Origin of the sequence: Pseudomonas alliivorans (assembly GCF_017826695.1) — a bacterium.
GTDB classification, from domain to species: domain Bacteria; phylum Pseudomonadota; class Gammaproteobacteria; order Pseudomonadales; family Pseudomonadaceae; genus Aquipseudomonas; species Aquipseudomonas alliivorans.
In genome coordinates this window covers 653,249-672,484 of the sequence record NZ_JAFFZW010000002.1, presented here as the reverse complement: position 1 = coordinate 672,484, position 19,236 = coordinate 653,249, and the positions used below count along the sequence as shown (strand labels likewise).

The 19,236-nt window shown below is 60.0% G+C and carries 15 protein-coding genes; 5 read left to right on the top strand and 10 right to left on the bottom strand.

What is annotated here, in order from left to right; translation table 11 throughout:
• Positions 1–91 precede the first annotated feature (91 nt).
• Both ahpC and ahpF read left to right on the top strand, forming a co-directional pair.
• Complete coding sequence (gene ahpC, locus JTJ32_RS07565; RefSeq protein ID WP_004879663.1) at positions 92–655, top strand: alkyl hydroperoxide reductase subunit C; 564 nt, start codon at positions 92–94, stop codon at positions 653–655.
• Between the two features lie 132 nt (positions 656–787).
• The gene (gene ahpF, locus JTJ32_RS07560) at positions 788–2,350 is read left to right on the top strand and encodes an alkyl hydroperoxide reductase subunit F (RefSeq protein ID WP_099227774.1); all 1,563 of its coding nucleotides are present in this window, start codon (positions 788–790) and stop codon (positions 2,348–2,350) included.
• Between the two features lie 62 nt (positions 2,351–2,412).
• Here ahpF and gloA read toward each other — a convergent pair whose 3' ends face one another.
• On the bottom strand, positions 2,413–2,934 hold the full coding sequence (gloA, locus tag JTJ32_RS07555) for a lactoylglutathione lyase (RefSeq protein ID WP_099227773.1): 522 nt from the start codon (positions 2,932–2,934) through the stop codon (positions 2,413–2,415).
• A gap of 150 nt (positions 2,935–3,084) precedes the next feature.
• Between gloA and JTJ32_RS07550 the strand changes: the two genes are divergently transcribed.
• Complete coding sequence (locus JTJ32_RS07550; protein WP_099227772.1) at positions 3,085–3,645, top strand: DUF4946 domain-containing protein; 561 nt, start codon at positions 3,085–3,087, stop codon at positions 3,643–3,645.
• A 487-nt stretch (positions 3,646–4,132) separates the two neighbouring features.
• Here JTJ32_RS07550 and JTJ32_RS07545 read toward each other — a convergent pair whose 3' ends face one another.
• The 9 genes from JTJ32_RS07545 to JTJ32_RS07505 all read right to left on the bottom strand — a co-directional run bounded on the left by JTJ32_RS07545 (position 4,133) and on the right by JTJ32_RS07505 (position 16,900).
• A complete protein-coding gene (locus tag JTJ32_RS07545; RefSeq protein ID WP_099228033.1) occupies positions 4,133–4,495 on the bottom strand; it encodes a histone-like nucleoid-structuring protein, MvaT/MvaU family in 363 nt (120 codons plus the stop codon).
• 482 nt (positions 4,496–4,977) lie between these two features.
• Positions 4,978–6,063 carry a tetratricopeptide repeat protein gene (locus tag JTJ32_RS07540; RefSeq protein ID WP_210041634.1) on the bottom strand — a complete coding sequence of 362 codons (1,086 nt, stop codon included), beginning with the start codon at positions 6,061–6,063 and terminating at the stop codon, positions 4,978–4,980.
• Between the two features lie 135 nt (positions 6,064–6,198).
• Positions 6,199–7,596 carry an efflux transporter outer membrane subunit gene (locus tag JTJ32_RS07535; RefSeq protein WP_099227770.1) on the bottom strand — a complete coding sequence of 466 codons (1,398 nt, stop codon included), beginning with the start codon at positions 7,594–7,596 and terminating at the stop codon, positions 6,199–6,201.
• Positions 7,596–10,787: an efflux RND transporter permease subunit gene (locus JTJ32_RS07530; protein ID WP_099227769.1), complete on the bottom strand. Its 3,192-nt coding sequence runs from the start codon at positions 10,785–10,787 to the stop codon at positions 7,596–7,598. The genes JTJ32_RS07535 and JTJ32_RS07530 overlap by 1 nt, the downstream gene beginning before the upstream one ends.
• A 12-nt stretch (positions 10,788–10,799) precedes the next feature.
• Positions 10,800–12,041 (bottom strand): multidrug efflux RND transporter periplasmic adaptor subunit MexE, encoded by a 1,242-nt coding sequence (gene mexE / locus JTJ32_RS07525; RefSeq protein WP_099227768.1) that lies wholly within the window; start codon positions 12,039–12,041, stop codon positions 10,800–10,802.
• Between the two features lie 145 nt (positions 12,042–12,186).
• Positions 12,187–13,167, bottom strand: coding sequence for an energy transducer TonB (locus JTJ32_RS07520; protein ID WP_210041632.1), 981 nt, complete (start codon positions 13,165–13,167; stop codon positions 12,187–12,189).
• Positions 13,164–13,610 (bottom strand): protein TolR, encoded by a 447-nt coding sequence (gene tolR, locus JTJ32_RS07515; protein WP_210041631.1) that lies wholly within the window; start codon positions 13,608–13,610, stop codon positions 13,164–13,166. The genes JTJ32_RS07520 and tolR overlap by 4 nt, the downstream gene beginning before the upstream one ends.
• Positions 13,607–14,305, bottom strand: a complete 699-nt coding sequence (tolQ, locus tag JTJ32_RS07510; protein ID WP_210041630.1) for a protein TolQ — start codon at positions 14,303–14,305, stop codon at positions 13,607–13,609. The genes tolR and tolQ overlap by 4 nt, the downstream gene beginning before the upstream one ends.
• 51 nt (positions 14,306–14,356) lie before the next feature.
• Positions 14,357–16,900, bottom strand: a complete 2,544-nt coding sequence (locus tag JTJ32_RS07505; RefSeq protein WP_210041629.1) for a TonB-dependent receptor — start codon at positions 16,898–16,900, stop codon at positions 14,357–14,359.
• Positions 16,901–17,169: 269 nt separating this feature from the next.
• Between JTJ32_RS07505 and JTJ32_RS07500 the strand changes: the two genes are divergently transcribed.
• Entirely contained in the window at positions 17,170–18,300 is a 1,131-nt protein-coding gene (locus JTJ32_RS07500) for an ROK family protein (RefSeq protein WP_210041628.1), read from the top strand.
• A 34-nt stretch (positions 18,301–18,334) separates the two neighbouring features.
• Positions 18,335–19,219, top strand: a complete 885-nt coding sequence (locus JTJ32_RS07495) for a DUF6528 family protein (protein WP_236059212.1) — start codon at positions 18,335–18,337, stop codon at positions 19,217–19,219.
• Positions 19,220–19,236 lie beyond the last annotated feature (17 nt).

The window sequence follows — 19,236 nt, the reverse complement described above, 5'->3', positions numbered from 1 at the left end:
TCAGTGACATCAGGTTTGCCAATGAGCCTTTGTCATCGATCGTGCGTAAGCTTCACTTCATCGAATTCACAACCCATCAGGAGATATACCGATGCCTATCATCAACAGCCAGGTAAAACCGTTCAAGGCAACAGCTTACAAGAACGGCTCTTTCGTTGACGTTTCGGATGCTGACTTCAAAGGCAAGTGGTCTGTCGTATTCTTCTACCCGGCCGACTTCACCTTCGTTTGCCCGACCGAGCTGGAAGACCTGGCTGACAACTACGCTGAGTTCCAGAAGCTGAACGTTGAAATCTACAGCGTTTCGACCGATACCCACTTTGCCCACGCTGCATGGCACAACACCTCGCCTGCAATCGGCAAGATCCAGTACACCATGATCGGCGACCCGACCCTGACCATTTCGCGCAACTTCGACGTGCTGATCGAAGAAGCCGGTCTGGCTGACCGCGGTACTTTCGTGATCAACCCTGAAGGTCAGATCAAGATTGTCGAACTGAACGACGGCGGTGTTGGCCGTGACGCTTCCGAGCTGCTGCGCAAGATCAAGGCTGCTCAGTACGTTGCTGCTCACCCGGGTGAAGTCTGCCCAGCCAAGTGGAAAGAAGGCGAGGCTACTCTGGCTCCGTCTCTGGACCTGGTCGGCAAGATCTGAGTCGTATGAATCGGCTAGGGGCGTTGAGCTCTTGAGCAAGTAAACCGCATCGCCCCAAAAAACGCCCGGGCGGTCATCGCCTGGGCGTTGTTTTTTCTACTCTCTGAAAATTTTGCCAAAGGAAGTCGCAGCATGTTGGACGCCAATCTTAAAGCCCAGTTGAAATCTTACCTGGAGCGGGTCACTCGCCCCATCGAGATCGTCGCGTCCCTTGATGACGGCGCGAAGTCTCAGGAAATGCTCGCATTGCTCAACGATGTGATCAGTGTTTCCAAAGACGTCACCTTGAATGACAGCGGTACTGATGCGCGCACGCCGTCGTTCTCGCTGAACAGCCCTGGGCACGCTATCAGCCTGCGTTTCGCTGGTATTCCCATGGGGCACGAATTCACCTCGCTGGTCCTGGCGCTGCTGCAAGTCGGCGGCTATCCACCCAAGGTCAGTGCGGAAACCATCGAGCAGGTTCGCAATCTTCAGGGCGAATTCAAGTTCGAAACCTATTTCTCGCAGTCCTGCCAGAACTGCCCGGACGTCGTCCAGGCGTTGAATCTGATGGCCGTGTTGAACCCGAATATTCAGCACGTCGCAATCGACGGCGCGCTGTTCCAGGACGAAGTCACTGATCGCAAGATCATGTCGGTGCCAAGTATCTACCTGAACGGCGAGCTGTTCGGTCAGGGCCGCATGGGTCTGGAAGAGATTCTGGCCAAGATCGACACGGGTGCTGGCGCTCGTCAGGCCGAGAAGCTCAATGCCAAAGAGGCATTCGACGTTCTGGTGGTCGGCGGTGGTCCAGCCGGTTCGGCAGCCGCTGTGTATGCCGCACGTAAAGGTATCCGTACCGGTGTGGCCGCCGAGCGTTTCGGCGGTCAGGTGCTCGACACCATGGCCATCGAGAACTTCATCTCGGTCCAGCACACCGAAGGCCCGAAGCTGGCCGTTGCGCTCGAAGAGCACGTCAAGCAGTACGAAGTCGACATCATGAACCTGCAGCGCGCTGACAAGCTGATTCCTGGCGCTGCCGGTGAGCTGCACGAAGTGAAGTTCGCCAGCGGTGCGAGCCTGAAGGCCAAGACCGTGATTCTCGCCACCGGCGCACGCTGGAGAGAGATGAACGTTCCGGGCGAGCAGCAATACCGCAACAAGGGCGTGGCGTACTGCCCGCACTGTGATGGTCCGCTGTTCAAGGGCAAGCGTGTTGCGGTGATCGGCGGCGGTAACTCCGGCGTCGAAGCGGCCATCGACCTGGCGGGTATCGTGTCTCACGTGACCCTGCTGGAGTTCGACGTGCAATTGCGTGCCGACGCCGTGCTGCAGCGCAAGCTGCACAGTCTGCCGAACGTGACCGTCATCACCAGTGCGCAAACCACTGAAGTGACGGGTGACGAGCAGAAGGTCAACGGCCTGCGCTACAAGAACCGCGTGACCGGTGAAGAAATCACCGTGCCACTGGAAGGTATCTTTGTGCAGATCGGCCTCTTGCCCAACAGCGAATGGCTCAAGGGTTCCATCGAGTTGTCACCGCGTGGCGAGATTGTGGTCGATGCTCGCGGTGAGACATCTATACCCGGCATTTTCGCTGCTGGCGACGTGACTGTAGCGCCGTACAAGCAAATCATCATTGCTCTGGGCGAGGGCGCCAAGGCCTCGCTGAGCGCCTTCGATCACCTGATCCGTACGTCCGCGCCGGCCTGACAGGCTGTCGCTCAACAAAAAACCCCATGAGCGATCATGGGGTTTTTTGTTTTCAGAGAACGTTAAAGCGGTGTTGGCTGGATGATCTCGACCCAGTAGCCATCAGGGTCCTTGATGAACGCCAGGCTGTTCATGCGGCCGTCCGACAGGCGTTTCTGAAACTTCACGTTCAGCTTCTCGAAGCGTTCGCAGGCAGCGACCACGTCCGGCACCGACACGCAGATGTGGCCAAAGCCGCGCGGATCGCTGTTGCCATCGTGATAAACGGCCGACGGGTCGTTCTCGGTGCCGTGGTTGTGGGTCAGCTCCAGAATGCCCGGGATCGACTTCATCCACTCGTTTCGAGCGGCATCATCAGCCGGAATCAGCTTTTTGTCGGTCAGCGCCAGAAAGTACAGGCTGAATTCGGCTTCCGGGAAATCACGCTTCTCGACCAGGCTGAAGCCCAGGACGCGGGTATAGAAGTCCAGTGATGCAGTGATGTCTTTGACACGCAGCATGGTGTGGTTGAACACGAACTGCTGTGTAGCGGCTTCGGGTTCGGCTGTCACGCCTGGAATGGAATTGAGGTCTTGCAGGCTCATGAGTGTCTCCAACATGGGTATTAATGGTGCCAGATGATACGGAGCGGGGCGGCCTGTGCCAAACGCCTGACGGGATAAAGGACCCCGGCCCCTTGCGGGTGGCTGGCGACAGGCTCAGACTTTGCGGTCAATCGTTCCGATGGCCATGACATGACCACCCTGATTTTCCCGCAATGCCGACTTTCGCTCTTGAGCCTGTGCCTGCTGACATGCAGTGCACCTGCGCAAGCCGCCGACGTGATGATTATCTGGCCCGCAGGCTGGGAAGTGGAGTCTTTGCCGACAGCGGCGGACGCACCTTCTCAGCCTTCCGTGCAGGTCAGACAGCGTGCGGTCAAAAACGATCAGTCGGGTAATCCCCTGATGGTCATGGAGCTGACTCAAACCCGTCTGACGCCCGGGCATGAAGTCAATGTGCAGGGCGTTTTGCTGGAAATGCGCAAAGCGGTCCAGGTCAATTTCGCCAAAAGCGGTTTTCAGAGCGTCTGCACTCATGTGCGTGACGGCAAGCTCAGCGTCGTCCCGGCGCTGGAAACCACTTGCACTGTCACCCAGAACGGCGTGCACGTGCTCACACAGACGCTGGTCGCAGCCGCCAGCAAGGAAAAGGCCTGGTCGTTGTCGTATGCCGGGTCGGCAGAGGGGTACGCGGCCAACAAACAGGAGGCATTGCAGATTCGGGATAGCCTGCGTCTGGACGGGGAGCCTTGAGGGAGGGCTTTATTGCAGGCAAAAAGAAGCCCGCCGAGGCGGGCATGGGGCGCTATTCCTTTAGCGGTCTTCACTATGGAAGAACGCATGTGAAAAATCTGTGAACCTCTTGCACGTTCGTCGCCCGGCGAACGCAGGCGGCGCCTGAATGTCGGAAACGTCTGACGTTAATTAACTACCTTGCGGTTTCAAAGCTGACAATTGGCTGAACACACATTCGAAACTTGAAGTTTTAACTGTGAGGTGAATCGTATGAGCATCAGTAGAAATATTGGCGTCATTATTTTGCTTTGCAAGAGGCCCGACCTTTCATATATGCACCGGTCAGTTCAGTCATTGCTGTTTGTGGGAGCGCCGCTTCAGGGATGTGACAAGTCTGCTACACACCGATGTGATACTGAGGCAGGCACCTGACAATAAACCTGAACCACCGTAACAGCCAATAAAAAGCCCTGCGAGTGCAGGGCTTCCAGGTGCGTAGTTGTGATCAGGCGCGTAGCCATGAATCAACGGTATCGACACCGTATTGCTCTTTCCAGGCTTTAAGGCCTCGGTGATTGCCACCCTTGGTTTCGATCAGCTCACCGGTGTGCGGGTTCTGATAAACCTTTACAACGCGCGCGCGGCGGCGCTTCGGGCCGGTGGGGGCAACCAGTGAGGTAGAGCTGCCAGGGTCGAGGATCGCGATGATGTCGCGCAGGCTCTTGCCATAGCTACCCATCAGTTCCTGGAGCTTTTGCTCGAATTCAATCTCCTTCTTCAGGCCGGCGTCATTCTTCAGGGCTTCCAGCTGTGCCAGCTGCTCCTGAAGGGCTTTTTCTGCTGCTCGAAACTCGGCAAGTCTGGACAAATAACACACTCCGACAATGTCATGGCTGTTGCCAGCCCAATAAAGCGATAAGACAAAACTGTTTGGCTGATCCGCTCGTACGGTCACTGCCCCATACCCGCGCTGTCTGCAAAAAATAAGCCTTCCTGGCTTGCCATTACGCAGATAGAGGGTAGTTAAAACTGTGTAGCGGACAAATAATGCACCTTTTTTTTCAGTTAGAAAATAGTCTTGTTGAAATTGCTAAGAGCCAACTGTGCAGAGCAGTTGTTTGTCGAGGGGGAACGGTGTGTTATCCGGGGAAACGGTGTGTAAGTTATTTCTGATATTAGCGGACTGCTGAAACTGACTGAAGAATCTCTGGCGCAGCACCACACGCGAAATGCCTGACAGACAAATACGAGTTACCCGTACATGGGTCGGATTGTGTGAAAGCGCCGTTGCAAAAGGGCTGGAGCGACCAACGGCATGGCCATTTGCTGTGCGTAACCTGGACCTTTTGCCTACAGCCCTTGCTGCAAGGCGGGATCGTCTGGGTTGAGCTGTTCCAGCTCGGCCAGCAGGATCTGCACGTTCTGCAGCTGGCCATTTTCCTTCCAGTACTGGATCAGCAGAACGCGTGCACGTCGATCCGCCGGATCGTTCTGAACAATCTGTGCCAGTTGTTTCTGGGCCGCTTCAAGCTGGTCCAGGTCATGCAGAGCGACAGCCAGGTCGTAGCGGTAGTCGTTGTTCTGCGGTGCAAGCTCTGACGCCTTGGCCAGACTGAGCAGCGCAAACTCCCCTTGACCATGGTCCACCAGCCACATGCCCAGCGCATGCTGCAGCAGCGCCGAGTCGGGATGATGCTCCAGTAATCCGGCAAACAGGCTGCGTGCCTTGTCGGCCTGGCCTTTCTTGTCCAGCAGCTCGATATGCGCCAGTGCGGCTTCGATGTTCTGCGGGTCCAGCGCGGTGGCTCGCTGCAAGGCCTTGAGTGCCGGTTCGAGGTCGCCGGTCTGCAGGTAAAGCCTGGCGAGCTGCAGCTGGTTATCAACGGTCGCGGGTTCGCTCTCAAGGGCCTCCTGGAAGGCCTCGGCGCTCTGCTGCAGCACGGCGAAATACAGGCCCAGGTCGTCGGGTGACAGGCCCAGCAGCGCGCTGGTTGCGCTGAATCTGACGGATTGCTCCCTGTCATCCAGCATCGGACCCAGCAACAGACTGCGCTGACTGCTGGAAACCAGTTTGACGCTGGTGGCAATGGCAGCCTTGCGTACCTCGACCGATTCGTCCTTGAGGCTGGCGTCGATCAGTTTAAGGGCTTGCGGGCTAGGGTAATTACTCAGTTCGGCGAGCAGGCTGACCCGGTGCGCGTCGGAAAGGTCTTTACGGGCCAGCTGCTGATACAGCACTCGCGCCGCGCCCGGTTTGCCCTCATGCGCCTGCTTGAGTGCCTGTGTGTAGGTATGAGCCAGATTGGCCGGCGTGCTCTGCGTGGGCACATTGCGCCATCCCCAGAACAGCGTGGCGAGCAGTATGACGACGAATGCGGCGCCTGCGCCGATGATCCAGCGACGGCGATTGAGGGTGTCAGGAGATGAGCCGGGCATACCGATATCCATTGCTTGGCGGCTTGCAGCTTCGTGGAGTCGCTGGTCAGTGTCAAACGGCGAGGGTACTCGAACGGACAAAAAAATGCCCCGCCTCTGTAAAGAGGCGGGGCAGGGCAGACCCGGATGCGGCTGTCAGGCCTGCGGTTGCCAGCCACCACCCAACGCTTTATAGATGGCGACGATCCCGCGATACAGCTCGATCTCGGCCTGAGCCTGAGAGTCCTCGGCAGCCAGACGTTCGCGTTCGGCGTCCAGCAGAACGAGGAAATCAGCTGTCCCTTCACGATACTGAACGTTGGCCAGACGGGCCGCTGCACGGCTGGATTCGCTCTGGCGGATCAGGGACAACAGTCGCTGCTGACGCTTGTCGTAATCGCTGAACGCGTTTTCCGACTCTTCCAGGGCGAGCAGAACCTGCTGTTCATAATTGGCCAGCGCACCTTCAGCGTCGGCATTGGCGCTGCGAATCTGCGCCCGGACACTGCCCAGATCAAAGGCAGCCCAAGTAATGCTCGGACCGAGCGACCAGGCTCTGGCTGCCGACGAGCCGATTTGCGAACCCCGCCCTGCGGTAAAGCCGAGGAACCCGCTCAGGCTGACCCGAGGGAACAGGTCGGCGGTAGCAACACCGATGCGTGCTGTCGAGGCGGCCAACTGGCGCTCGGCGGCCAGAACATCAGGCCGGTTGCGCAGCACCTGGGTCGGGTCGCCAATCGGCAATGCCTTGGCGATGGCCGGCAATTTGGTCGGGCTCAGATCCACGCTCAGGGTTTCCGGCCGTTCACCCAGAAGGGTGGCGATGCGGTTGCGCTGACGATTCTGTTCGGCCTGCAGTTGCGGCACGGTTGCTTCAACGGCCGCCAGTCGCGCGTCGGCTCGCACCACATCCAGTTCGTTGCCGACGCCGGCGTCGCGCAACTGCGTGGTGACGCCCTGAGAATCCTGCTGGTTTTTCAGGTTGTCCCGTGCAATGGCTTCGCGTAACTGTGCGCCACGCAACTGACCATAGGCGTCGACCACTTCGGCGATCAGCGTCACTTGCAGTTGATAGAGATTGGCCTGCGCGGCGGCTTCGTCGGCGTTGCTGGCTTCCAGTTGGCGCTGAATGCGTCCGAACAGGTCCAGTTCCCAGGCCATGTCCAGACCCAGGTCGTACCGCTCAGTGTTGACGCGTCGGTCGGTCACGCCAGGCTGCTGCCCTTTGCCCAGATCGCTGCTGGCCCGGCTGGTCACCACCGGCATGGCGTCGTTGGCCACGTCGTCGCGAATGGCACGCGCCGCTTTCAGGCGGGCAAACGCGACACGCAGATCCCGGTTGCCATTGAGTGACTGAGTGACCAGTTTGTCGAGGGTCGGGTCGTCGAACTGCTTCCACCACAAGGCATCGGCCTTGGTACGGTCGTAGTTGCCCTGAGCGGCAGCGGCGAGTTTTGCCGGTGCAGTATCGGGCGCCTTGTAGTCCGGGCCGACGGCACAGGCCGCCAGCGCCAGGACCAGCAGGCTCGGGACAAAGAATTTAACCGCGCTCATCAATGCATCTCCGCAGGCAGTGTTTGCAGTTTCTGCGCCTTGGCGACCTTGCGGGCCTCCTGGCGCTCGACGAAGTTACGGATCAGCACGTAGAACACCGGGGTCAACAGCAGGCCGAAGAAGGTGACGCCGAGCATCCCGGAGAACACCGCCACACCCATGGCATGACGCATTTCGGCACCGGCACCACTGGACAGTACGAGCGGCACGACACCCATGATGAAGGCGAACGAGGTCATCAGGATCGGGCGCAGACGCAGGCGGCAGGCTTCCAGCACCGCATCCAGCGGGCTCATGCCTTCTTCCTGTTTGTCCTTGGCGAACTCGACGATCAGGATCGCGTTCTTGCACGCCAGCCCTACGAGTACGATCAGGCCGATCTGGGTGAAGATGTTGTTGTCGCTACCCGCAATTATCACCCCGGCAATCGCCGACAGCAGCGTCATCGGTACGATAAGGATCACCGCCAGCGGCAGGCTCCAGCTTTCGTATTGGGCGGCCAGCACCAGGAACGCCAGCAGTACGCAGAGCGGGAAGACGAACAGTGCGGTGTTGCCCGACAGAATCTGCTGATAGGTCAGGTCGGTCCATTCGTAGACCATGCCATTGGGCAACTCTTCCTTGAGCAGCTTTTCGACAGCCGCCTGAGCCTGTCCCGAGCTGTAGCCCGGTCCGGCAGCGCCGTTGATTTCGGCCGTGATGAAACCGTTGTAGTGCATCACGCGGTCGGGGCCTGCGGTGTCGCTGACCTTGACGAAGGTCGCCAGCGGGATCATCTCTCCCAGGTTGTTACGCACCTTGAGCTGACCGATCTGGTCGGCGTCCTGACGGAACTGTTGCTCGGCCTGAACGTTGACCTGGTAGGTACGACCAAAGCGGTTGAAGTCGTTGGCGTACAGCGAGCCCAGATACACCTGCAGGGTGTCGAAAATGTCGCTGATCGCCACGCCGTGGGTCTTGGCCTTTTCGCGGTCGATGGACGCATCGACCTGCGGCACGTTCACGGTGTAGCTGGTGAACAGACCGGCCAGTTCAGGCACGCTGCGGCTCTTGGCGATGATGTTCTGGGTTTCCTTGTACAGCTCGTCGTAACCCAGATTGCCCCGGTCCTCGATCTGCAGGCGGAAGCCGCCGATGGTCCCCAGACCCTGCACCGGTGGTGGCGGGAAGATCGCCATGTAGGCTTCCTGAATCGACGCGAACTGGCCGTTCAACGCACCGGCGATGGCGTTGGCCGACTGGCTCGGGTCCTTGCGTTCATCAAAAGGCTTGAGCGCAACGAACACCACGCCATTGTTCGGACTGTTGGTGAAGCCGTTGATCGACAGGCCCGGGAAGGCAATCGCGTTTTCCACGCCCGGCTGTTTCAGGGCCAGGTCCGACATGCGCTTGATGACTTCTTCGGTCCGGTCCAGGCTGGCCGCATCCGGCAGTTGCGCGAAGGCCACCAGGTACTGCTTGTCCTGGCTGGGTACGAAACCGGTTGGCGTACTGGTGAAACCCATCCAGGTCAGCACCATCAGGCCTGCATACACCAACAGGGCAATGCCGCTGCTGCGAATCACGCGTGCAACCGTGCCGACGTAGCCATGGCTGGCTTTCTCGAAGAAGCGGTTGAACGGACGGAACAGCCAGCCGCCCAGCATCCTGTCGAGGAAGCGCGAGAAACGGTCCTTCGGCGCATCGTGAGCCTTGAGCAGCACGGCGGCCAGTGCAGGCGACAGGGTCAGTGAGTTGAACGCCGAGATCACGGTCGAGATGGCAATGGTCAACGCGAACTGTTTATAGAACTGTCCGGTAAGCCCGGAAATGAACGCTGCCGGTACGAATACCGCGCAGAGCACCAATGCCGTAGCGATGATCGGCCCGGTCACTTCGCCCATCGCTTTGTGGGTTGCCTCGACCGGTTCGAGCCCCAGCTCAATGTTACGTTCGACGTTCTCCACCACCACGATAGCGTCGTCCACCACGATACCGATCGCCAGCACCAGCCCGAACAGTGACAGCGCATTGAGCGAGAAGCCGAACAGGTGCATCACGGCAAATGTACCGATCAGCGACACCGGTACCGCGACCAGCGGGATGATCGAGGCGCGCCAGGTCTGCAGGAACAGGATTACCACCAGCACCACCAGAACCAGTGCTTCGAACAGGGTGTGGATCACCGCTTCAATGGAGCCGCGCACGAAGATGGTCGGGTCATAGACGATGCTGTAGTCCATCCCCTCGGGGAAGCCTTTCTTCAGCTCGGCCATCTTGGCCCGCACGTCATTGGAAATATCGATCGCGTTGGAGCCCGGACGCTGGAAAATCGGCAATGCAACGGCGGGCTGATTATTCAGCAGCGAGCGCAGGGCGTACTGGTTGGAACCCAGTTCGACACGGGCAACGTCTTTCAAACGCGTGATTTCGCCATCGGCACCGGCACGGATGACGACGTTCTCGAACTCTTCCTCGGTGACCAGGCGGCCCTGAGTATTGATCGACATCTGGAAACTGGTGGCATTGGGTGAAGGTGGCGCGCCCAGCTGGCCTGCGGCGACCTGACGGTTCTGCTCGCGGATCGCATTGACCACGTCGGTAGCCGTCAGGTTGCGCGACGCGGTTTTGTTCGGATCGAGCCAGACCCGCAGCGAGTAATCGCCCATGCCGAACAACTGCACATCGCCCACACCGCCCAGTCGCGCCAGTTCATCCTTGATGTTCAGGACGGCGTAGTTGGACAGGTACAGCATGTCGTAGCGCTGATCCGGCGAGGTCAGGTGCACAACCATGGTCAGGTCGGGCGAGGCCTTGTCGACCGTGATACCGATCCGCGTCACCTCTTCAGGCAGCTTGGGTTCGGTGCGCGTCACGCGGTTCTGCACCTGCACCTGTGCGTTGTCCAGGTCGGTGCCCAGCGCGAAGGTGATGGTCAGGGTCAGCTTGCCGTCGGCAGTGGCCTGCGACGACATGTAAAGCATGTTCTCGACGCCGGTGATGGCCTGTTCCAGCGGTGAGGCCACGGTTTCGCCGATCACCTTGGGGTTGGCGCCGGGGAAGTTGGCCCGCACGACGACGGTAGGCGGCACGACTTCCGGGTATTCGCTGATCGGCAGCTGGAACAGCGAGATGGCACCAGCGATCAGGATGAGCAGCGAGAGCACTGCGGCGAAGATTGGCCGCGAGATAAAGAATTTTGAGAAGTTCATCGAACGAGTCCCTTAGCCGCGAGGCGCAGTGGCGCTGGCGAGTTTGGCGGTCGCGTTGGGCGCCGACTGTTGCGGGTTGCTGGCTTCAAGGGCCTGACGTTGCTTGAGGAGCAGGGCAAGGGTGTCGGCGCTGGCCATCGGCGTGACTTCAGGGTCCACGGGCTGGCCGGGACGGACACGCTGCAAGCCCTTGACGACGATAGTGTCGTCCTTGCCCAGGCCGTTGCGGACAATGCGCAGGCCTTCGATTTTCGGGCCCAGCTCGACCGGGCGATAAGCCGGCTTGTTGTCCTTGTCCATGACCAGCACGAACTTCTTGCCCAGGTCGGTGCCGACCGCCTCATCGTTGATCAGCACGGCCGAGTAGGTGCCGCTGCCGACCAGCTTGAGGCGCGCATACAGACCGGGTGTGAAGCTGCCGTCGGTGTTGTCGAACACGGCGCGGCCACGGATGGTGCCGGTGCGCGGGTTGACCTGGTTGTCGACGAAGTTCATCTGGCCCAGGTGCGGATTGCCGTTCTCGTTGGACAGGCCCAGGTAAACCGGGGTGGTCTGGCCACGCTGACCCTTGCGGGCGAGCTCGGTGTACTTGAGGAACACGCGTTCGTCGGCGTCGAAGTAGGCGTAGACCTTGTCGGTGGACACCACGCTGGTCAGCGCTGTCACATCGGCAGTCACGATGTTCCCCGCAGTGATCTCGGCACGGCTGACGCGACCCGTGATAGGCGCGGTGACGCGGGTGAAGCTGAGGTTCAGGCGCGCCAGATCCAGTTGCGCCTGAATCGCGGCGACGCCGGCCTTGGCTTCCTGCGCGGAGGTCGTGCGCGAGTCTGCCAGTTCGGCGGAAATGGCATTGTTGGTGCGCAGGCGCTCGCCACGCTGGGCTTCGTTCTCGCTGCGTACGGCCACGGCCCGCGCTTGCTGCAATTGGGCCTCGAGGCGACGTACTTCAGACTGGAACGGACGCGGGTCGATCTGGAACAGCAGGTCGCCTTTCTTGACCAGCGAGCCGTCGGTAAAGGCCACCTGATCGATCTGGCCGGATACACGTGGCCGAACTTCGACGGTTTCCGGCGCTTCAAGGCGGCCGGTGAACTCGTCCCATTCGTTGACGGGTTGTTCCAGCACCTTGGCGACGCTGACCTTGGCCGCGGCGGGTGCCTGAGTGGCCTCAGGTGCGCGACCACAGGCGCTGATCACGACCAGTGCCAGGGCAGTGAGGGGGTAGCGCAAATGAGCGAGTGTCTGGGGCATGGGAAGTTCCGCCGATAGTAAAGGATGGGCGGATTCTGTTGCTCGCAGGGTGTTATTAACGAATCGAATAAATCGAAGGTTACTATCATCCGGAATGATGAGCGTAGTGTCAGCAGGGCAGCGCTACACCCCCTGTTGTGCAACCTCACTGAGCATTCTGCAACCGGTAACGGAACGTGTTGCGTACGCCGATGACCTTGACCGGGTGTCCGCCGGCGACCTGCGGGCTGTACCGGAAACCGGCGGCGGCCTTGAGCGAGACGGCTCCGAAGTGGGACGCATCGCACTGCCCCTTGACCAGTCGTGCTGCGGTCGTCGTGCCATCGGGCATGAGGTCGTACTCCACTGTGCAGTCACCTTCCAGCTCGTTTTCGAGCGCTGCCGCCGGATAGTCGGGCGCTGCCTTGGTCAGCGGCAGGTACTGTTTGCCAGCGGTTGCGGCGACAGCAGTCGCGGGTCCGGACGCCGACGGCGCAGGTTTCGCCTCGGCTGCGGCCGGTGCAGTGGTTGAAGCGGCCAGTGCCGGGGAGGGGGCGTGGGCGGGCGCAGTCGGGGCTGGGTGAGGCGCCGGTTTGGACGGGGGCTGTCGTGGCGGTTTCTGTCGCGCCTGCACATCAGCCTGTTCTGCCAGTCGGCTGGCTTCGAGTCGAGCCTGCTCTTTGGCGGCCTGTTCTGCCACCACCTGTTTCTGTTGCTCGGCCGCCTGCTGACGTTGCGCCTCGGCAGCGCGGGCGCTGGCGGCAGCCGCAGCAAGGGCAGGGTCCGCCGTCAGTCCGGTGTGGATCACCAGCGTCTGCCTGTCTGGCTCGGCTGTTGATGGAGCAGATGCCGTGCTGCCGAGCCACGCCGCCAGAAAATGCACGGCCACCACCAACGGGATGAGCAGCAATGCCGTGCTTGCCGAAGCAGGCGCAGGGTCGCGCGGCAGCGGCGTGCTTGGTGGGTCAACCAGCCTGAGGTCAGGCCTGATCGCCAGATACCGGATGGGTACGGTTCTGCACGTGCCATCGTGACGGTGAGTGCTGAAGCGACAGCGCACGCCGGATTCGGGTAGCCGATGGCTGGCCGGGGTGAACGACACGCCTACCTCGGGAAGCGGTGATGCAGGTTTGTGCGCGGTCTTCATGGCGCGGCATCCGCAGGCTGCGAAATCAGCCCGATATTGGGCACGCCGGCCTGTTGCAAGGTGCCCATCAGTTCCATGATCCGCCCATAACTGACAGCCCGGTCGCCACGAATCAGCACGGCGGTATTGGTCTGATCGCCGAGCGTATCCCGTACTTGCTGGCCCACGGTTGGCAGCGCCAGTTGAACACGTTGGTCCTCGCCTCGATTCAGGTAGTACAGGCCTTCGGCGTCGATGCTGATGACCAGTGGCGGGTGATCCAGGGTGTCGATGGCCTGCGCCCCCAGGCGAGGCAGATCGACGTGTACGCCCTGAGTCATCAGCGGCGTGGCGACCATGAAAATCACCAGCAGCACCAGCACCACATCAATGAATGGCACGACGTTCATTTCGCTGGAAATCCTGCCCCGGGAAACCGCGTGGAAAGAACCTTTCTGATTCATGCGGTTTCCCTCGAGCTCATGTCCAGATGACTGCGGCTATGCAGGCTGGTCAGTAGCAGGGTATGTAGCTCTTCAGCCAGATCGGCCAGCCGGGTCTGCACGTCGGCGACCTTTTTCGACAAAAAGTTGTAGGCAATCACGGCAGGAATGGCGGTGAACAGACCGATGGCGGTGGCCACCAGCGCTTCGGCAATCCACGGCGCTACCGTGGCGAGCGTCGCCTGCGCGGTTGCTCCCAAAGCCTGAAACGACCCCATGATTCCCCATACCGTGCCGAACAGGCCGATGTAGGGGCTGACCGAACTGATGGTCGCCAGTATCACCAGGCGACGATTCAGGCGCATGCCTTCGCGTGACAACGCCAGACGCAGTGCACTGCCCACGGCCTCCATGGTGATTGTGGGATCGGTGTCGCCGTGGGTCAGTTGGCAGAAGTTGCGAAAGCCGTCGCGAAATACCTTGCCTGCGCCGCCAGGCTGGTCGGGCAGTTCCTTGTACAACTGATTGAGGTCGATGCCTGAATGGAAGCGTCGCTCGAAGTCGGCCAGGTGATTGCTGTCGCGCCGCAAGTCGAAGCTGCGAATAAAGATCAGCAGCCAACTGACTGCAGAGGCCAGCAAGAGGATAAACATGACGGTCCGGGCAACCGGACTGGCGCCTTCAATCAAGCTGACAATGGACATGGACGATTGCATCGAAGGGTATCTCCTGAGGGTTCTTGGGTGTTAATCGAGTCAGTGAGCAGGTCAGAGCCTGACCTTCATGCCGACCCATAAGGACTGGCCGAAGCTGTTGCGCTCAAGCAGGTTGTTGTCCGCGTCGCGAATCAGGCGCTTCTGGTCGGTGAGGTTTCGCCCTTCGGTGTAGAGGGTCAGGTTGGCGTTGAGCGCGTAGCTGACCTGGGCGTCCAGTTGCCCATAGCGCTCTTCGAACTTGTCCTGGCGTGGGTTCTGGACGCTGAGGCTGGTGCGCCGGTCGCCGACCACGGCGTAGCTGATCTGCGACTTGATATCACCGATGGCGTACATCAACGTGGCGTTGTATTGCTGCTTGGGCGCGTCGACCAGTTGGCTTGCCCGACGCGTCGAGCCGTCGGCCATCGGTACATTCATCGAGCCGTCCAGCCAGGTGCTGTTGAGCTTGAAGCCCAGCCCGTCGAACGGTGCGGGCAGAAATGCCAGGCGGTCCTTGATAAGGTTTACGGATACGCCGCGAACCTGTGCCGTCGAGGTGTTGAGCGGTTGTGAGATGGTGGTCTGAACACCCGTGCTGTCCGTACTGCTGGAGCTGCCGACGAATATCTCGTTCTTCAGGTCTTTCTGAAACAGCGCCATGGACAGCAGCGCTCCCTGACCGAAGTAATAATCGGCTGCCAGATCATAGTTATTGGAGGTGATCGGTTTAAGGCTCGGGTTGCCGCGGTTGATGCTGACTGCGCCGTCCACCTGACTGACGCTGTTCAGCGGTACCACATATTCCGGGTTCGGCCGACCCAGTGACTGGCTGAAACCCGCACGCAGACGCACTGAAGCCGTCAGGTCGTAAAAGGCGCTGAGGGAAGGCAGTACGTTGTCATAACTGCCGGAATTGCTGCTGGGGTTGAGTGTGCCGCTGTTGTTCTGAAAGGCCGAGGAATCGAAGCGAGTGTGTTCATAGCGCGCGCCACCAAGGATTTCGAAACGCTCGCCGCGGTACCTGAGCAGACCGAAGCCTGCGGCAATGTCTTCCTGATAACTGAGGTCGTTCTGAGTACTGAGCAGGGTGCTGTTGGCCTGATCGAGCCGAAACAGCCCAGGGTTGTCTGCGAAGAAACGGTTGGTTGCCTTGTAGTAGTCACCTGCATTGCTGAACGAACTGGCGGGGATGCTGGCGGCGCTGGTGGGCAGGAAGCTCTGTTGATCAATGTCCTGGGTGACTTCCATGCGTCGCCAGCTCGTGCCCACCCTGACGCCAGGCCCACGGTCCTGCGGGTCGGTGTTGAAGCCGTAGGTCCCTTGCCATTCCTTGATGGTCTGCTGGCGCTCCAGCTTTTCCGGCTGGATAGTGAACAACTGATAGTTTGCCGGCGTGTTCGCCGCGGAAGGGTTGGCGGGGGTGATGGTGGACATGTCGCGATTGTCAGCGTCCTGGCTCGTCAGGTCGTACTGATAGCCGAAACTGGAGCCGTAAGCCGAACGGAATTCAAATTGGCCATCGTCCTTGCGCTCATAGGTGCTGCGTGCCGCATAGAGCTTGCTGGTCAGGCGCTGTTGATCGGCGGGTTTGAAGTCAACGTCCCAGATGGCCAGATCCGTCGCCGTAGTTTCAGGAAAATAATCGACGCGATAACGATTGCGGCCCTGGGCATAACTGCCGCTAACGTCAGTGATGTTACGCGGTGAGCGGCCTTCGAGAATGTTCAGGTAGCGGTATTCGTCGGAGTCGTAGCTGTAGTGCGCGCCGAGCAGCGATGAATAAAGGTTTTCGCTGGGTTTGTATTCGAGGCGGCCCAGCAGGCTCCAGCGATCCAGTCGGTTGGTATACCGCGCCTGATCACGGCGGTCCACCGACGGCGTGCCAGCCGCGCTGTAATTGATGGTGCGGATGTCCTTTTCCTGATCGCGACTGCGGTCGGAGAAGCTGCCCGCCAACATGTAGCCGAACTGCTTGTCCTCGCCGAAGCGGTCATTGACTCTGCCGTCGATGATCGCGGAAGGGCTGGAAGGTCCGCCCGGCACGCTCATGTTGCTGTAGTGCCCGACCTTGGTATCGGTAACGGCCTGAAAGCCGCTGTAATCGAACGCGCTGATCGGTTGCAGGTCGACGATCCCGGCAATGGCCGGTTGCAGGTCGGGCGTCAGGCTCTTGTAAACCCCTACTCGTTTGAGAGCGACACCGGGGATGGCTTCCAGGTCGGTCTGTCGGCCCAGCGCGAACCAGCCATCGGGGATCATCGCCCCGTCGAAGGTGGTTGTGGTGAAGCGTGAGGGCAGGCCGCGTATGGAGACGAAGCGGCCTTCGTCCTCATCGAACTCGGTGGTCACGTCCGGCAACCGGCGCAGGGAGTCGGCCACGTTCAGATCAGGCTGCTGGCCCAGTTCGTCAGATGAGATGAAATCGGCGACCTGCGACGTGTTGCGTTTGGCGCGGATTTCCTCGCGATTCTGTTTGACGTACCCCGTGACCGTGACGCTTTCTGCAGCAGGCGCATCGCTTTTGCCGGAGGGTTCCTGACCAACCGCAGGGGGGATGAGAGTCAGCAGCACGGCGCCGGAAACAAGCGGGTAAAAAGCACGGGTTCTGGTCAGCATGGTGAAATCTCGTGAAGGCCGAAGAGGTCTGTCTTTTTATTTACGCTTTAAGTGTTAAATAAAAATGACTGACAGCAGCCGGCTTGAGATTTCGTCGTTAATCAGTTCGCTATGAGTCATAGAAAGCACGCCGAGAGAGGCACGCTGGGCATATGAGCAAATTGCCAAAAGCCCAGCGTTCAGCATGTTTGGAATTGTCATCATATTTAAACGTAAAGTGTGAAAATATGCGGCCTATTCACAACTACTTTGGCAAAGGAGAACGTTTCTTGCCCAAGCACACGCTTAATGAAGGGATTCAAGTGTCGGATAACGAGCGGTTCATTCTGGATCTGATCCGGCGTGAAGGCCGTATCAGTCAGTCACGTGTCGGTCAATTGAGCCACCTGACCCAGCAGTCGACTCACCGGATCATCAGCACGCTGCTGGCGCGCGACCTGTTGCAGGCCGGCCCGCCTGCGTCTGGTGCAGGACGCGGCAAGCCTTCACCGAGTCTGCAATTGGCGGCCAGAACCGCCTTCAGCGTCGGCATCGCAATCAATACCGACTGCGCCATCCTTTCGTTGACTGCGCTGGATTGCGAGCTGGTGGAAGAAGTGCGTTTTCGATTTCCGCCCTTGAGCCGGCAGACCACTCTGGAGCGCTTGAGCACTGCGCTGGACAGGATCTGTTCGCGTAATGGCGTGGACAAGGCGAGCCTGATCGGCGTCGGGTTCTCGATCAACGGCTATTTTGTCGCCAACCGTCGGCAGATCAACGCTCCGGAGCCGTTGCGTGACTGGTCATTGATCGATCTGCAGCCGCTGTTGGAAGAGACGTTCGGCCTGCCGGTGTGGATCGAAAACAGTGTCAGCGCTGCTGCGGTAGGCGAGAGCCTGTGTGGTGCCGGGCGCTGGGCGCGTTCCTTCGTGTACTTGGGGTTCAACTATGGTTTCGGCGGCGGGCTGGTGATCGAGGGCAAGCCGTTTTTCGGTGCCAACGGCAACGCAGGCGAACTCAGCTCGATACTCACGCGTGAAGAGCAGGAAGTGCGTCCGGCGCTGCGTTACCTGCTGGAAATGCTTCAGGAGCAGGGGGTGGATGTCGATTCCATCGAAGACATCTCGCTGCGGTTCGATCCTCAATGGCCAGGTGTTGACGCCTGGGTCGACCGGGTGATGCCGTGCCTGAACCGCATCATCAATTCGCTCAGCGGCATTCTCGATCCTCAGGCCATCGTGTTTGGCGGGCAATTGCCGGTCGCGCTGGGTGAGGCCCTGATGGTACGCGTCGAATACTGGGGCGGCGACCGTTACGGCATTACGGCCGCACGACCACGTCTGATAATGGGGCAGCAGAGTTGTGACGCCGCAGCCCGTGGTGCGGCCCTGATTCCGCTGCGGGCCTGCTTTTTCCTGTAAGCGTTTTTTTCGCCTGCCCGGCCCATGAGGTTCGATGATGCGAACGTTGCACTGTCTGCTTGTGCTTCTGCTGACCACCACAGCGACAGTCGCCCGGTCGGCCGAAAGACTTTACGCCTGTGGGGACGATCAAGTCCGCGAGTACCGTGTGCAAGTGGCGAGCGCCACCGAAACCTGGCGCTGGAGCGCCGCCCAGGCGAAAGATTTGCCGGACGCCTATCGCCAGAAGCTGCTGTCGCATATTGACGAATGCAAGCCGGTCGAGGGTGGCCGCGCCATACTGGTGACGTCTTCCACAGGTGGCGTGGTTTTGCTGGATAGGGCATCCGGCCGGGTCCTGTTTCGCGCTTTTGCGCCGATGGCGCATTCGGCCGAGTACTTGCCCGACGGTTTGATCGCAGTCGCGTTGTCGATTGAGCCCAATGGCGACCGACTGCAGCTCTACGATCGGTATCGCAACGAAAGGCCGCTGTTCGAGACGCCGCTCCCTTCGGGTCACGGCGTGGTCTGGGATACCCGGCGTCAGCGTCTGTTCGCGCTGTCCCATGACCTGTTGCAGGCCTTTACGCTGAGCGGTGAGCGCGCATCACCTGCACTGCATGAAGCTGGACGCTGGACGTTGCCGGGAAGGCGTGACGGCCATGATCTGTCGGCGCTTGGCGATGGTCGTTATGCAGTCACGACCGATGACGGTGTCTGGCTGTTCAGTCCGGACGATGGGGCGTTTTCGTCGTTCGAGCCTTTACGCTCGGCCTCAAGGGTCAAGGCACTGAGCGTTCTGGGTGAGCGCACGGCCTGGGTCGAGGTCGAGGAGAACTGGTGGGCCTACGGCTTTCATCTGGCGGATCGCGAGGGCAGAGGCGGGGTGCGTGTGCCGGTCTCGGACCTTCATCTGTACAAGGTGCGCTGGGTGCATTGACCTGCAAGGCCTCGGCG